This window comes from Nocardia sp. NPDC050712 (assembly GCF_040654295.1).
Lineage (GTDB): Bacteria > Actinomycetota > Actinomycetes > Mycobacteriales > Mycobacteriaceae > Nocardia.
The window spans coordinates 1562912-1575799 of record NZ_JBFAHT010000003.1; the positions used below are offsets into that span (position 1 = coordinate 1562912).

At 69.8% G+C, this 12888-nt stretch carries 12 protein-coding genes and 1 pseudogene; 6 read left to right on the forward strand and 7 right to left on the reverse strand.

Features of this window, described 5'->3' with window-relative positions; genetic code table 11:
- The first annotated feature begins 54 nt into the window (after nucleotides 1-54).
- Nucleotides 55-687: a LysE family translocator gene (locus tag AB0H76_RS27735; protein WP_357329643.1), complete on the forward strand. Its 633-nt coding sequence runs from the start codon at nucleotides 55-57 to the stop codon at nucleotides 685-687.
- 77 nt (nucleotides 688-764) lie between these two features.
- Nucleotides 765-2159, forward strand: a complete 1395-nt coding sequence (locus tag AB0H76_RS27740) for a M1 family metallopeptidase (RefSeq protein WP_357329645.1) — start codon at nucleotides 765-767, stop codon at nucleotides 2157-2159.
- On the opposite strand, the gene AB0H76_RS27745 is transcribed toward AB0H76_RS27740, so the two are convergent.
- Nucleotides 2156-2986, reverse strand: coding sequence for a hypothetical protein (locus AB0H76_RS27745; protein ID WP_357329646.1), 831 nt, complete (start codon nucleotides 2984-2986; stop codon nucleotides 2156-2158). The genes AB0H76_RS27740 and AB0H76_RS27745 overlap by 4 nt on opposite strands.
- Nucleotides 2987-3268: 282 nt before the next feature.
- Here AB0H76_RS27745 and AB0H76_RS27750 point away from each other — a divergent pair, with 282 nt between their 5' ends.
- Nucleotides 3269-3769, forward strand: a complete 501-nt coding sequence (locus AB0H76_RS27750; RefSeq protein WP_357329648.1) for a hypothetical protein — start codon at nucleotides 3269-3271, stop codon at nucleotides 3767-3769.
- On the opposite strand, the gene AB0H76_RS27755 is transcribed toward AB0H76_RS27750, so the two are convergent.
- Nucleotides 3766-6054: a helicase-associated domain-containing protein gene (locus tag AB0H76_RS27755; protein WP_357329650.1), complete on the reverse strand. Its 2289-nt coding sequence runs from the start codon at nucleotides 6052-6054 to the stop codon at nucleotides 3766-3768. The genes AB0H76_RS27750 and AB0H76_RS27755 overlap by 4 nt on opposite strands.
- Before the next feature lie 174 nt (nucleotides 6055-6228).
- Between AB0H76_RS27755 and AB0H76_RS27760 the strand changes: the two genes are divergently transcribed.
- Nucleotides 6229-6417 (forward strand): hypothetical protein, encoded by a 189-nt coding sequence (locus AB0H76_RS27760; protein ID WP_209884268.1) that lies wholly within the window; start codon nucleotides 6229-6231, stop codon nucleotides 6415-6417.
- Nucleotides 6418-6541: 124 nt separating this feature from the next.
- Here the strand turns inward: AB0H76_RS27760 and AB0H76_RS27765 are convergent, their stop codons facing one another.
- Nucleotides 6542-7159: a transglycosylase family protein gene (locus tag AB0H76_RS27765; RefSeq protein ID WP_357329652.1), complete on the reverse strand. Its 618-nt coding sequence runs from the start codon at nucleotides 7157-7159 to the stop codon at nucleotides 6542-6544.
- Between the two features lie 385 nt (nucleotides 7160-7544).
- On the reverse strand, nucleotides 7545-7775 hold the full coding sequence (locus AB0H76_RS27770; protein ID WP_357329654.1) for a hypothetical protein: 231 nt from the start codon (nucleotides 7773-7775) through the stop codon (nucleotides 7545-7547).
- A 158-nt stretch (nucleotides 7776-7933) separates the two neighbouring features.
- Between AB0H76_RS27770 and AB0H76_RS27775 the strand changes: the two genes are divergently transcribed.
- Nucleotides 7934-8362, forward strand: a complete 429-nt coding sequence (locus AB0H76_RS27775) for a cold-shock protein (protein ID WP_357329936.1) — start codon at nucleotides 7934-7936, stop codon at nucleotides 8360-8362.
- A 55-nt stretch (nucleotides 8363-8417) separates the two neighbouring features.
- Here the strand turns inward: AB0H76_RS27775 and AB0H76_RS27780 are convergent, their stop codons facing one another.
- From AB0H76_RS27780 to AB0H76_RS27790, 3 genes are all read right to left on the reverse strand, one after another.
- The gene (locus AB0H76_RS27780; protein WP_357329656.1) at nucleotides 8418-9059 is read right to left on the reverse strand and encodes a DUF2771 domain-containing protein; all 642 of its coding nucleotides are present in this window, start codon (nucleotides 9057-9059) and stop codon (nucleotides 8418-8420) included.
- Nucleotides 9052-10530, reverse strand: a complete 1479-nt coding sequence (locus AB0H76_RS27785; protein ID WP_357329938.1) for an MFS transporter — start codon at nucleotides 10528-10530, stop codon at nucleotides 9052-9054. The genes AB0H76_RS27780 and AB0H76_RS27785 overlap by 8 nt, the downstream gene beginning before the upstream one ends.
- 769 nt (nucleotides 10531-11299) lie before the next feature.
- On the reverse strand, nucleotides 11300-12073 hold the full coding sequence (locus AB0H76_RS27790) for a glutaminyl-peptide cyclotransferase (protein WP_357329658.1): 774 nt from the start codon (nucleotides 12071-12073) through the stop codon (nucleotides 11300-11302).
- Nucleotides 12074-12090: 17 nt separating this feature from the next.
- Here AB0H76_RS27790 and AB0H76_RS27795 point away from each other — a divergent pair.
- A pseudogene (locus AB0H76_RS27795) lies at nucleotides 12091-12825 on the forward strand (DUF3027 domain-containing protein); the annotation flags it as partial.
- Nucleotides 12826-12888 lie beyond the last annotated feature (63 nt).

Genomic DNA, 12888 nt, shown 5'->3' on the forward strand with positions numbered 1-12888 from the left:
CTCGATCGGAAAAAACATGGCGGGATGGCGGGCCGTCGCGCCTAGACTCGGTTGATGGTTCCGGTCGGAAATCTGCTGGCCTTCTCGGTCGCAGCGTTTGTCATCATCGTCGTGCCGGGACCCGGTGTGCTGTTCGCGATCGGGCGCGCGCTCGCGCTCGGGCGCCGCGCCGCCCTGCTGTCGGTCCTCGGGCACGCGGTGGGCGTCTTCGTGTCCCTGCTGCTCGTCGCCGTCGGTCTCGGCACCATCCTGACCGCCTCGGCGCTCGCGCTCACCATCGTCAAGTTCGCCGGTGCGCTGTATCTGATCTACCTGGGCATCCAGGCGATCCGCGACCGGAAGTCGCTGCGCGCGGCCTTGCAGGTCCGCACCGAGCAGGACACGCGGGTGATCCGGCAGGGCATCATCGTCGGTCTCACCAACCCGAAGGCGGTCATCTTCTTCTCGGCGGTCCTGCCGCATTTCATCGACCCGGCGGCCGGGTCCTACGTGGTGCAGTTGCTGATCCTGGGCTGCGTCTTCCTGGCCATCGCGGTGGTGTCCGACAGCGCCTGGGCGCTGGGGGCGGCCGCGGCGCGCGGCTGGTTCGCCCGGTCGCCGCGGCGGCTCGAAGCGGTCGGCGCGACCGGTGGCGCGATGATCGTCGGCCTCGGCGCGTCGGTGGCACTCAGCGGCGCGGCGAAATAACCGACTAGCATCGCCGCAGTGCCAATGCTCGCCGGCACGATCCCGAACCGAGGTGATCGAGAGAGGCGGTTGGTCGAATGAGGTTGTCCGGCCTGTGCAGCGCCGTGGTCGCGGGTGTCCTGGTCGTCGCGGCGCCCGCGGTGGCCCAGGCGGATCCCTTCGTGGGCGCACCCGGACTGGGTGATCCCTACTATCCGCTCGACGGCAACGGCGGCTACGACGTCGGCCACTACGACGTCAGCATCGACTACGACCCGCCGACCCGGCACCTCATCGGCCAGGCGCGCGTCGAGGCGCGCGCCACCCAGGGGCTGAGCGCGTTCAACCTCGACTTCAACGGTCCGGAAGTCCGGATGGTGACGGTGAACGGGCACCCCGCCGCCTGGAACAGCAACGGCGAGCACGAACTGACCATCACCCCGTCGCTGCCCCTGCTGCCGGGCCTGCCGTTCGTCACGATCGTCGATTACGCAGGTCCCGCGGTCGACGCGTTCGGCAAGGGCTGGACCATCGCGCCCAGCGGCGGCGCTTTCGTCGCGGGCGAACCGCATTCGGCCGCCACCTGGTATCCGCTCAACGACACCCCCTTGGACAAGGCGACTTTCGCGCTGCACGCCACGGTGCCCGCCGAGTGGGAGGTGGTGTCCAACGGGCGCCGCGTCCAGAACGAGGTGCAGGGCGCGAAGCGGGTCGTCAGCTGGGAATCCAAGCATCCCGTGCTCGGGTACCTGACCACCGTCGCCATCGACAAGTTCAGCTTCCTGGAGCAGCGGCGCGCCGACGGCACTCCGCTGCTCAGCGCCTTCGCGCCGGAGGCCGAGGGCAACCGGGAGACCGAGCAGCGCCTGCCCGAAATCCTCGACTTCGCCGAAAACCTGTACGGCCCCTACCCGTTCGACACCGCGGGCGGCATCTACGTGGACGCCGAACTGGAGATCTCGCTGGAGACCCAGACCCGCCCGATCTACGCGCCCTGGACCGACCTGGAGACCGTGGTGCACGAGATCGCGCACCAGTGGTGGGGTGACGCGGTATCGGTGCGCAACTGGTCCGATATCTGCCTGAACGAATGCTTCGCCAGCTACACCGCGGACTACCTGTGGCCGGAGCAGAAGGAAGGCGTGGACGTCGACGCGCAGTATCGCGAGACGCTCGCGGAGTACCTGGACAAGCCGAAGTTCTGGCAGATCCCGCTCTTCGATCCGGGCGCCGGGCGGGAATTCACCTCGGTCTACTACCGGGGCCCGCTGTTCCTGCACGCGCTGCGCAAGCAGATCGGCGACGAGGTGTTCTTCGGCGCGCTGAAGGAATTCCAGCGCAACCGGGCCTACGGCAATGCCTCGATGCCGGAGTTCCGCACGTTCATCCAGTCCAAGTCGCGGACCGATCTGACCGGCTTCTTCCACGCCTGGCTCGATACCGAGGAGCCGCCCGCGGACGAATACCTCTACCCGGGCGCGTTGCGGGTCTAGCCGAGGCGCTTGCGGGCCCGCTCGACCCACCGCTCGACGCGGTCGAGCTGGCGCTGGGCGGACCGGAGCTGCTCGTGTGCGGTGCGCTCGGCGGACTTGGCGAACTGCTTCTCGTGTTCGGCGTGTTCGAGGTCGGCGCGCAGCTGGTCGATGCGCGCCTCGGTCGCGGCCAGCCGCCGCGCGGCCTCGTCGGTGTCGCCCTGCGCGGAATCCCTTGCCGTGCGGGCTAATTCGAGTGCCTCTACCGCCTCGTCCAATTCTTGCCGGGCGGACTCGTCGTCGTCGGCGGGCTCCGGCGCCGGCTTGCGGGCGGACTTGTGCTCGGTGCCGCCGACGGCCACCAGCGCCGGGCCCTCCGGCCCGAAGCCCTCGTAGGTGGCGGCGGTGGTCAGCGTGCCGGTGTGCACCCGCTCGGCCACCTCGTCGTCGGCCAGCGCCGCGCTCAAGGTCTGCCCGACCTCGCGCAGCACCGTCTCGCCGACCGGATGCCCGTGCTCGCCGGCCAGCGCCCCGGCGCGCTTGGCGAGGGCGTTGACGACCTGCTGGCGTTGCGCGGTGAGTGTCCGCAGCTGATCGCCGGACAGCTCCCGCTGGGCCGAGCGCAGCGCCGCCCCCAGTTGCAGCAGCGCGTCCACGTCCTCGGGCGCGGAGCGGGCCAGCAGGTTGACCGTCCACGCGGTGACCGTGGGCTTGCGCAGCTTGCCGATGGCCGTGGCCAGGGCCTTGTCGCCGGCGTCCCTGGCGTCTTTGACCCGCGCCGTGCGCGCCGCCACGAACTCCGCGGGATCCAGCCCGTACAAGTCGCGGGCAACGTCGTCGACCGTCATACTTGCCAAGCGTAACGACTGGTGCCCCCGCAGCGACAGACTCCCTGAATTGGACGTTCGTCCACGTGGTGGGCGACATTGTGGAAGGCATTGCTAGTGAACAACTTTGGATTGCAACTTCTCCTCGGTCTGCCGGCGCGTCTGCTGGGCTTCTCGCTGCTGAGCATGTGGGGATTGGGCATGCTCTGACCCTGCTGTCAAGCAGGTGCGGCCACCGCGACGTGCGGGTATCCTCACCGCGTTCACGATGAGTGCAGATGTTCGGTGAGAGAAGGTATTTCCGTGAGATTCCCAGGCGCCCTCTTGGCGGTGGCCGCAATCGCGGTCGCGGTGACCGGTTGTTCCGCGGTCGACAACGCGAGCAAGTCCGACGTCGCCAAGACCAAGGTCGGTGACTGCATCAACATCACCGACAACGCCTCCAACGACACCAAGGGCGAGGCGATCGACTGCTCCTCGCCCAAGGCCGTCTACAAGGTGTTCCAGACCTTCGACAACCAGACCGCGTGCCCGACCACGGACTACACCACCTACACCGAGCAGCGCCCGAGCGGCGGCACCACGTTCATGTGCCTGGCTCCGAACCTGAAGCAGGATTCCTGCTACAACGACGTCGGCACCTCGCCGTACAAGTGGGCCGACTGCGGCACCCCCGAAGCCACCATCAAGGTGCTGCAGCGCCTCGAGGGCACGACCGATGAGATGCAGTGCCCCGAGGACACCCAGACCTACATCACGGTGCCGGATCCGAAGGCCCTGTTCTGCCTGGGCGCCCCCGCCTAAGCGTCGAGTAGCGCGACCGAGGCGATCCGGTGCAAGGTGAAGTGCCGGACCGCGCCGGTCACCGGGTCGAGCGCGTCGAGCTGACCGTTGCCGACCTTGAGCGGTTCCACCACCCGCTGCGACGCCACGCCCTGCGCGTCGACGTAGCCGATGTTCACCGGCCGCCGCACCCGCGCCGCCAACTGCAGCAGCGCGAGCGTCGCGGCGGTGTTGGTGCGGGTGCCGTCGGCGCGCACGAACTGGCCGGATTTCGCGCTGGCCGCGCGGTCCCCGGCCCGCAGTTCCGCGACCAGTAGCTCGAGCTGCTCGGTGCTCGGCGGCGTCGGCCGGTAGGGCGCACGGGCATTGGGGCGCACCGTGATTCGCGCACCACGCGCGCGCACATCCACGATGATGCCGGCGGAATCCTCGCCGGCCGGTGCGAATCCGGCGGCCCGGAGCTGCTCGAGCAGTTCGCCGAGCGGCGCCTGGGCGATGGCCACGGTCGGTGCGATGGCCCGCAGCGCCAGCGCGCTCGCCACCGGGGCCGCCAGCACCTGCGCGAGCAACGCGGGATCGTCACTGCGCAAGAAGGATTGGGCCATTCCCGCGCGCAGCTGACCGTGCCGGCGCGCGACGTCGTCGATCAGATAGGTCAGGGCCTGCGGGATCGGCGTGCGGGAATGCGTGCTGAACAGGGCATGTAGTTCGGCGGCGGTCAGCCCGGCGTCCAGCGCGCGCCGCACCGAATTCTCGCTGAGCCGGTAAACCGTTGCCGCACCCGCGGATTCGACATCGGCGACCAGCGCGATCCGCTGCTGCAGTTCGGGAGTGAGCGGGCCGGGCGCGATGATCGTCAGATCAGCCTGCACCAGAACGTAATCCAGCGGGTCCGGCAGCGCGGCTTCCATCTCGGCTTCGGCGTCGGCCAGGCTGGTGGCCGCGCCGTGCAGCAGCGCCCGCGCCGGCGAGGCCAGCGCGCCGCGGCCGATGAGGCCGAGCTCGGCCGCCTCGCGCAGCGTGTGCTCGACCGCCTCCAGCCGGAAGTGCCTGCGCCAGCGCGGTTGCCGCCAGGCCAGCAGGCGGCCGATATCGGCGGGTTCCAGCGCCGTGCCGGACGGGAATTCGGCGAGCAGCGCCAGAATGGTGCGGCGGTCGCGCGGTGCGTTCGGCATGCGCAGCTCGAAAGACAGTGCCGCGAGCGGCTTGTCGTTGGCGTCGCGCATACCGATCATCCACGGCATCCGGTCCAGCTCCAGCCAGGCCAGCGCCAGGGCGGTCCACCGGCGCGCGGCGGGCGCGTCCAGCCAGCCGTCCGCGGCCGGCGTCGGCGCCCAGTAGTCCTCGGCGTTGTCGTAGTTCGGCTCCGGTTCCGGCAGGCCCTTGCCGACCAGCTTCGCCGCGGTCAGCAATTCGACCAGCAGCCCGGCCCGGGTCTCGTCCACCCCGGTCTGCTTGGCGACGCGGCGCAGCTCGCGCACGCCGAGCCCGCCCGCGCGCAGCGCCGGCGCCGGGGCCTGGCCGAGCGCCTCCAGCACGTCCTCGCAGTGCCGCAGCAGCTCGCCGACCTCGCCGGCGGCGACGGCGTTCACCTCGGCGGGCGTCTGTTTACGCAGTTCCGGTTTCGGGGGTGTGAGCGCATGGGGATGGGTGACGGGTTCGCGGCGCAGCACCTGGCCGACCGTGCCGGGTAGCTCCACCGTCTCGTCGTCGACCCAGTGCAGCAGGCGCCGGCTCAGCAGCTGCTGCACCGGCCGGTCGGCGGGGGTGCCGGGCGCGGCGTCCTTGCTGCGGCCGAGCGGGCTGGTGGTGGCCAGCTTGTCCAGCAGCGCGCGGGCGGCGGGCGGCAGGTCGCGCAGCGCGGCGACGACCTCGGGTTCGGTCAGGGCGTCGGGAATCTCGGTGGTGGACCCGATCGGCCACGGCAGCGCCTCGGCGGTCGCGGGGACCAGATGCAGCTCGTCGCCGTCCGTCCAGACCAGCGCGCGGGCCATCAGGCGCTCCAGCGCGGCGTCCAGCGCGGCCTTGGTCACCCGGCCCTTCAACTGCGCCTGCAGCGCCTTGCGGCCCAGCGGCGCGGCGTCGTTCGAGGCCTTGTGCACAGCAAGGGTTTCCACGATCGCGAACTCGAGGGTGTTCAGATCGTCGGTGGCGCGCAGCACCGAGGCCCGCTGCTCGGCCCGGGCGCCGAGCACCTGCATGGCAGAGGGCAGCGGCACCGCGAGATCGGGCCGCAACTGCAGCAATGCCACGAGCTGGGCATCGGTCCGGGCACCGAGCCACCCGGCCAAAGAGGTCGCGCTCATCCGATCCAGCGTACGGTGCTGGTTTGTTGCGGTGTGAGCTCAGGGCCCGGAGGCGGTAGCGCAGCGTGACCATGGAGGGCCCAGCGAACACCGCCAATCGGGCAGAGCCCGCTGGTCCGGGAGTATGGTGGTCCGGCCGTGCGCGGGAGGGAGGATTCCCGCTAGCATGTGGCCGTGGTGAACAAATCGAAGAAACCGTATGTCGACAATGGCTGGCCGAAGCTGGCCGAGGGTGACCACGCCGTCACCGAACTGTCGTCGACCCGCTCCGGTGGGCTTTCGCCGTTCGGCGAGGACACCGAGTTTCCGGTCCCGGCCGAGCAGCTGCCGTACATGCACCCGCACACGGTGATCAACCGCTGACTTCCGGGCTGGAAACGGCCGCGCTCCGGCGCGGCCCTACCCGGCGCGAGCCGGGATCCAGAACAACAACAAGGCCCCCGCATCGACAGTGATGCGGGGGCCTTGTTTGCTGACGAACGTCGGGTCAGGAGGGGAGCAGCCCCTTGTTCGCCTCGTAGAAGTTCACGATGGCCGGATCGAGCTTGACTCCGTTGCCCTTGGCGGCATTGAAGAAGTCGAGGGCCGGCTGCGGGACCTGCACACCCTGCTGCTGCACCAGCGCGACGGCGCGGTCGACAGCCTGGTAGATCTCCTGGTGCGTATCGGGGGCCTGGACCTGAGTGGGGTTCCACTTCGGGATCGAGGGCTCGGCGGGCACGTCGCGCTGCTGCGGCGCGCTGCGCAGGCCGAGGGAGGACGAGCAGGACGGCCAGGCGCCCCAGCCCTGCGAGGCGAGGACCTTCTCGGCGACGGCGATCTGCTCTTCACGGCTGGCCTGGTGGGCGCTGGGCGCGTATTCCTGGCCGCCGTGGGCTTTCCAGGTGCTCGGAGAGAACTGCAGACCACCCTGGAAACCGTTGCCGGTGTTGATACCCCAGTTGCCGCCTGCTTCACACTGTGCGAGGCGATCCCAGTCGGAGTCGGGGGCCGCGCTGGCGTTCCCGGCCAGGGCCACACCCGCGGTGCCGATGATGGCGCCGGTGACGGCGACCTTCGCTACGGTGCGCCCGGTGGAGGTCGGCTTGCGATGGCGTCCACTCATATCCGGTGTCTTCCTCTCGTCCGCACCTGCGAGGCGTCTTGAATAAGATCCAGCGCTCGGAAACGGACTGAGAGGTCGTCCGTACCGCCCTCACCCCTGATCCAGTCGGGGTTCCGGTACCCGCGGGGTGAGGCTCGGTGCGGCGGGCCGGTGGTGCCGGGGTGCCCCGGCTGGAATAGACGGTACGACTATCGCGGCGAAAAATCACTATTTGATAACCGGCGTGTATGTGCTGGGCTCGAGCGGGGGTCATCTGGCGCGAAAGTGCTTCTGCGCAGCTAGAAGCCGCTCGCCTCGCCCTGTAACGGTTCGATGCCGCTCCGTGACCGCTCCGTTATGTGATCAGGATCACATCTAGGATTCGCTAACGGAGGGCTCGGGTACCTCACCTGGCGCGCCGCCCCGACCACAGCGCGTACCCGACGCCGAGGATGAAACCGAGCGGCGCGAGCATCGCGAGCAGGTACAGCCAGAGTCCGGCAGTGCCGTCGGTCAGTATCGGAGTCAGGAAGATGCCGATGACCGCCAGCAACCCGAGCGCGAACAATCCGAGCGCGAAATACAGAAACCCGTCGCGGCGCGGACGCGGCGGCTGCGGGGCGGAGGAGTTCGTCACCGGTCGACCGTAAAACTGGTGTGCTCCGGGCATACCCACCGGGGTAGACTCGGGGGCAATCGCGTCCTGCAGGCTTGTGGGGCGCGTTCTTTTCGCAAAGCAGAAAATTTGCTCGGGCCGTTGGGGTTCCGAGTGTCGATGATGAACGGGTGAGCGCAGTGCCGACCGGCAGGGTGAAGTGGTACGACGTCGAAAAGGGCTTCGGCTTCCTTTCCCAGGATGAGGGGGAGGACGTCTATGTCCGGAGCTCGGCGTTGCCGCAGGGCATCGAATCCCTCAAGCCGGGGCAGCGCGTCGAATTCGGAATGGCCGCGGGCCGCCGCGGGCCGCAGGCGCTGAGCCTGAAGCTGCTGGAAGCGCCGCCGTCGGTGCGCCAGGGCCAGGAACGCGGTGAGCGCGCGGTCCACAAGGATCCGGCCGCCCCGCGCCGCACGGCCGACGAACTGCACGGGATGGTCGAGGACATGATCACCCTGCTGGAGACGAAGGTGCAGCCCGACCTGCGCAAGGGCAAGTACCCGGATCGCAAGATGGCGCAGCGCATCTCGGAGGTCGTCCGGGCCGTCGCGCGCGAGCTCGACCACTGAGACCCACAGACGCGAAAGGCGCCCCTGCACGCGGGGGCGCCTTTTCTGTGCCGTCTCAGATCGTGTTGATCGACCAGGCGGCGTGCGGCACATAGAACTCCCGGCCGGTCTCGTCGCGCGCCAGGATCGGCAGCTGCATCTCGACGCCGATCAGTCGCAGCTCCGGCAGCGGCCGCGAGTCGATGGTGATGGCCCGCGCGTCCTTCGGATAGTCGTTGCGGCTGATCACCTTTCCGACGCGCTGGCCGTCCTCGGTGGCGTACACCAGCTGCGCCAGCCAGGGCGCCTCCACGATCTGCTTGGGCAGCGACAGCTGCAGCGGATAGCCCGGCGGCACCTGGAGGTCGGCGGTGCCGCCCTTCGCGCACCCCTCGGCCTCACACGGCAGGCCCTCGAACACCGTGCCCACGGCGTCCTCGGCGTTCTGCGGCAGCACCCGGCAGTTCTGCATGGACACCGCGCAGTAGGCGAACGGGGTGACGTCGACGGTTTTCCCGTGCGAATAGGCGGTGAGCTCCGGCGCGTGCTTGTCCGCGTTGCGGACCGTGACGATCAGCACGCCCACGAACGCGACACCGACAACCAGCGCGGCCGCCGCGAGTAGGGCAATGATGGTGCGGCCACTGGGCTTACCCACCCCGCCGCCGGAAAAAGCACCGGCGGCTGCCGTCCCCGAATGCTTGCGTCGCTCACTCACTGAGGGGATCTCCAGTCGGTCGGGGGATGAAGGTGGTCTTGCCGGGCAGCTTCTGCTCGACATGCTGCGGGCGGTTACCGCTCATGAACGGCAGCAGCGTGTGGCCGCGATAGCTGAGGTAGGTCTGGGTCAGGCCCAGCACGAGTATCGCCGAGACGACCGCGAAACCCTTCCACCACTCGGTGGGCAGCAGCACACCGGCCGCGCCGCCGATCACCCAGGACAGCTGCAGCACGGTCTCGGACCGGCCGAAACCGGAGGCGATCGACTCCGGCGGCAGGTCGTCCTGGATCGCCGCGTCCAGCGAGACCTTCGCCAGCGCGCTCGCGCCGGAGGCGACCAGCGTCGCGATGGCCGCGCCCAGCAGGTTATCGGCGAGGATCGCGAAGACGGCCACCAGGGTGCAGGCCGCGGTGCAGCCCACCACGATCAGGGAGGGGCGGCCCAGTTTGAGGCGGGCGCCGGTGGCGTTGCCGGTGAAGTTACCGATCGCGGCGGCGGCGCCGACGATGCCGAGCATGGTGGCCTGCTGCACCGGGCGGTGCTCGGTCGCCTTGGCGACGAAGGCCACATAGAAGGTGAGGAAGCCGGTCAGCACGCGGATCGCGCTGTTGCCCCACAAACCGGTCACGACGGACCGGCCCAGCGGCTGCCTGCGGCGGCGGGCGGGCACGTCCGGCACCTGCTGGATGACCTCGGTGCGGGCCTGCTCGCCGTGATAGCCGAGCGTCGTCGGAACCTCGCCCTCGGTGACCTCGACCCAGCTCGGAATCCGCAGGCTCAGATAGGTGCCGGCCACCGCGATCAGCACGGCCAGGATCAGCGCGCCGTTCGAGCCCGCGATCACCGCCGCGAGCGCGGCCACCGAGCCCGCGCCGATGGTGCCGCCGACCAAACCGAAGACGGTCAGCCGGGAATTCGTGCGGACCAGGTCTATCTCCGGTGGCAGCACGCGCGGCGTCACCGCGCTCTTGAGCACCGAGAACGATTTACTGCCGACCATCATGCACAGCGCGAGCGGATACAGCGCGACATTGTTGAACTGGAAGATCAGCATCACCGCGACCACCGCGCGCGCCGCGAACGAACTCGCCAGCGCCACCCGGCGCCCGTGCTGCAACCGGTCCAGCAGGGGGCCGATCAGCGGGGCGATCACCGCGAACGGCGCGATGGTGATCAGCAGATACAGCGCGACCTTGGATTTGCTCTCCGCGGTCGCGCTGGCGAAGAACAGCGTATTGGCCAGCGCCACCGCGATCGCCGCGTCCAGCGCGAAGTTCGTCATGGTGGCGTAGGTCAGCGCGGTGAGCCCCGACTTGTCGGCCCCGTCGGCCTTGGCGGCCCGCTGGAAGGTCGCGATGCCCTTCCCGGTCAGCTCCCGTCCGCGCATGACCGCGACACGGGTGACCGTGAGCTTGCGCGGAATACGCTGCTTCCCCGCCGGCGGCTCGGCCGATTCCGGTTGCGGCACTTCGCCGAAGCGCTGAGTCTCCGGGGACTGCCGCACATCCGGAAGGTGCTGCGTTTCGGTGCGCTGCTGGACGTCCAGGGGGTGTTGCGCGTCCGCCAGGGGCCGCGTGTCCGGCGGGCGTTGCCCGTCGAGCGGGTATGGCGGTTCGGGCGCACGCGAGGTCTCGGGTCGCCGCTGCGCATCGGGCAGGCGCTGGCTACCCGCCAGGCGTTGAGTTTCCTGCTGGCGCTGCGAGTCCTCCGGGTGCTGGCTGTTTTGCGGGTGCCGCGTGTCCTGCGGGCGCGTGGGGTCCTGCGGGCGCGCGGTGTTCTGTGGGCGTTGGCTGTCTGGCTGGTGCTGGACGTCCCGCGAGCGAGGGGTGTCTTGCGGGTGCTGGCTGTTTTGCGGGTGTCGCGTGTCCTGCGGGCGTTGAGCGTCCTGCGGGGGCTGGCTGTTTGGCAGGCGCTGCGATTCCAGCGGTCCCTGGGGGCCGGCCGGGCGCGGCGGCTCCGGGAGGCGCGGGGGTTCCGGGCGCCACGGGAAGACTCGGCGGGCGCGGCGCTGGTTCGCTCCGTCGGCGGGTTGGCCCCAGCGATGGTCGGCGTTCAGGGCGGGGAACGGGCGGGTCGGGGGCGGATAGCGGTCGAACTCGGGGTGCCGGTGGATCGGTGGATCCTCCGCGCCATCCCAGGGGCCACGGTCGGAACCGGTGGGATCACGAGGAGTAGTCACACGCTCAATTCTGGCGCATCCGCGACCGTGGGGTACTCAGGCCGCCCGGTTCGCTGTCTCACATCGGCACGAACCGGACCTCGAAGATCGTCGGCCAGTACTTGCCGGTGATCAAGAAATGATCGGTGCCGGGCAGGTGAGCGATGCCGTTGAGGACATCGGTGCGCGCCCGCTCGGCCGTGCTGAGCAGTCCGCTGCCGTCGATGACCGCGAGGACACGCCCGGTGTCCGGATCGATGCGCAGGATCTTGTCGGTCGGATAGTCGTTGGCGTAGACCGATCCGTCCGCCGCGCAATCGAGTTCGTTCAGGCGCGCGCCGCGGTAGTTGCCGAGGTCGACCGAACCGGTGACGGCGAAGCTGACCGGGTCGCGAAAGGTCAGCGTGCCGCTGCCGTCGCTCATCACCAATCGGTCGGCGCGGGTGCACAGGCCCCAGCCCTCGCCCTCGTAACGCACCTGGTCGCGCACCGCGAGACTGTCCGGGTCGCGGGCGTAGGCAGTCTGATCTTTCCAGGTCAGCTGCCACAGGGTGGAGCCCGCGCGGGTGATCCCCTCGCCGAAGAAGCCGCCCGGCACGTCCGCGCGGGCCAGCTCCGCCCCGGTGTCCAGGTCGCTGGCGCGCACCCAGGACGCGCCCGACAGACCGGTGCTTTCGTACAGCACCCCGTCGTGCACCTCCAAGCCCTGAGTGAAGGCTTGCGGGTCGTGCGCGCGGGTGCCGAGGACCTCGATTCGGAGCCGCGGGGGCTCGTCGTTGGCGCTGCCGCAACCGCTCGAGGTGAGCAGGCAGAAAAGAACAGCGACGGCCAACGAACGCGGATTGCGTTCCATACGGCAAAATGTAGGCCGTGAGCGCAGTATCTGTTTCGGAGCCCGGCGTAAGGCCCGTGTTGGCCGATGCCGTGGACGTGGCCCGCCGTGCGCTCCTGGAGTTGGAGCCCTCGGCGGTCGGCAGCCATCTCGGCGTGTCCCTCGAGGACGAAAGCGCGGCAACACACCGCTTCGAGGCCACCCTGCCCGGCTATCGCGGCTGGCAGTGGGCGGTCGTGGTGGCGGCGCCGCCCGGTGCCGAGCATGTGACGGTCAGCGAGTCGGCGCTGCTGCCGGGGCCCGACGCCCTGGTCGCGCCCGACTTCATTCCGTGGGAGCAGCGGGTCCGCCCCGGTGATCTGGCCCCCGGCGATCTGCTCGCCCCGCCCGCGAACGATCCGCGTCTGGTGCCCGGCTACATCGCCACCGGCGATCCGGTCGTCGACGAGGTCGCCCTGGAGATCGGTCTCGGCCGCACCCAGGTGCTCAGCCTGGAGGGCCGTGCCGAAGCCGCCGACCGCTGGTACGCCGAATTCGGCCCCGACACCGACATGGCCAAGGCGGCCCCGTCGACCTGCGGCCTGTGCGGCTTCTATCTCCCGCTGGCCGGCGCCATGCGCGCCGCCTTCGGCGTCTGCGCCAACGCGATGGGCGCGGACGGCCGCGTCGTGCACACCGAATACGGTTGCGGCGCGCACTCCGATGTCGAAGGCCCCACCGGCGGCGGTTCCCCCCTCTACGAGGCCTACGACGACGCTGCCTACGACGTGGTCCCCACCGAAAAGCGCAAGCCGTCCACCGAAGCCGACGATTCCGCCGCCGCCGCGGAGCCGGGC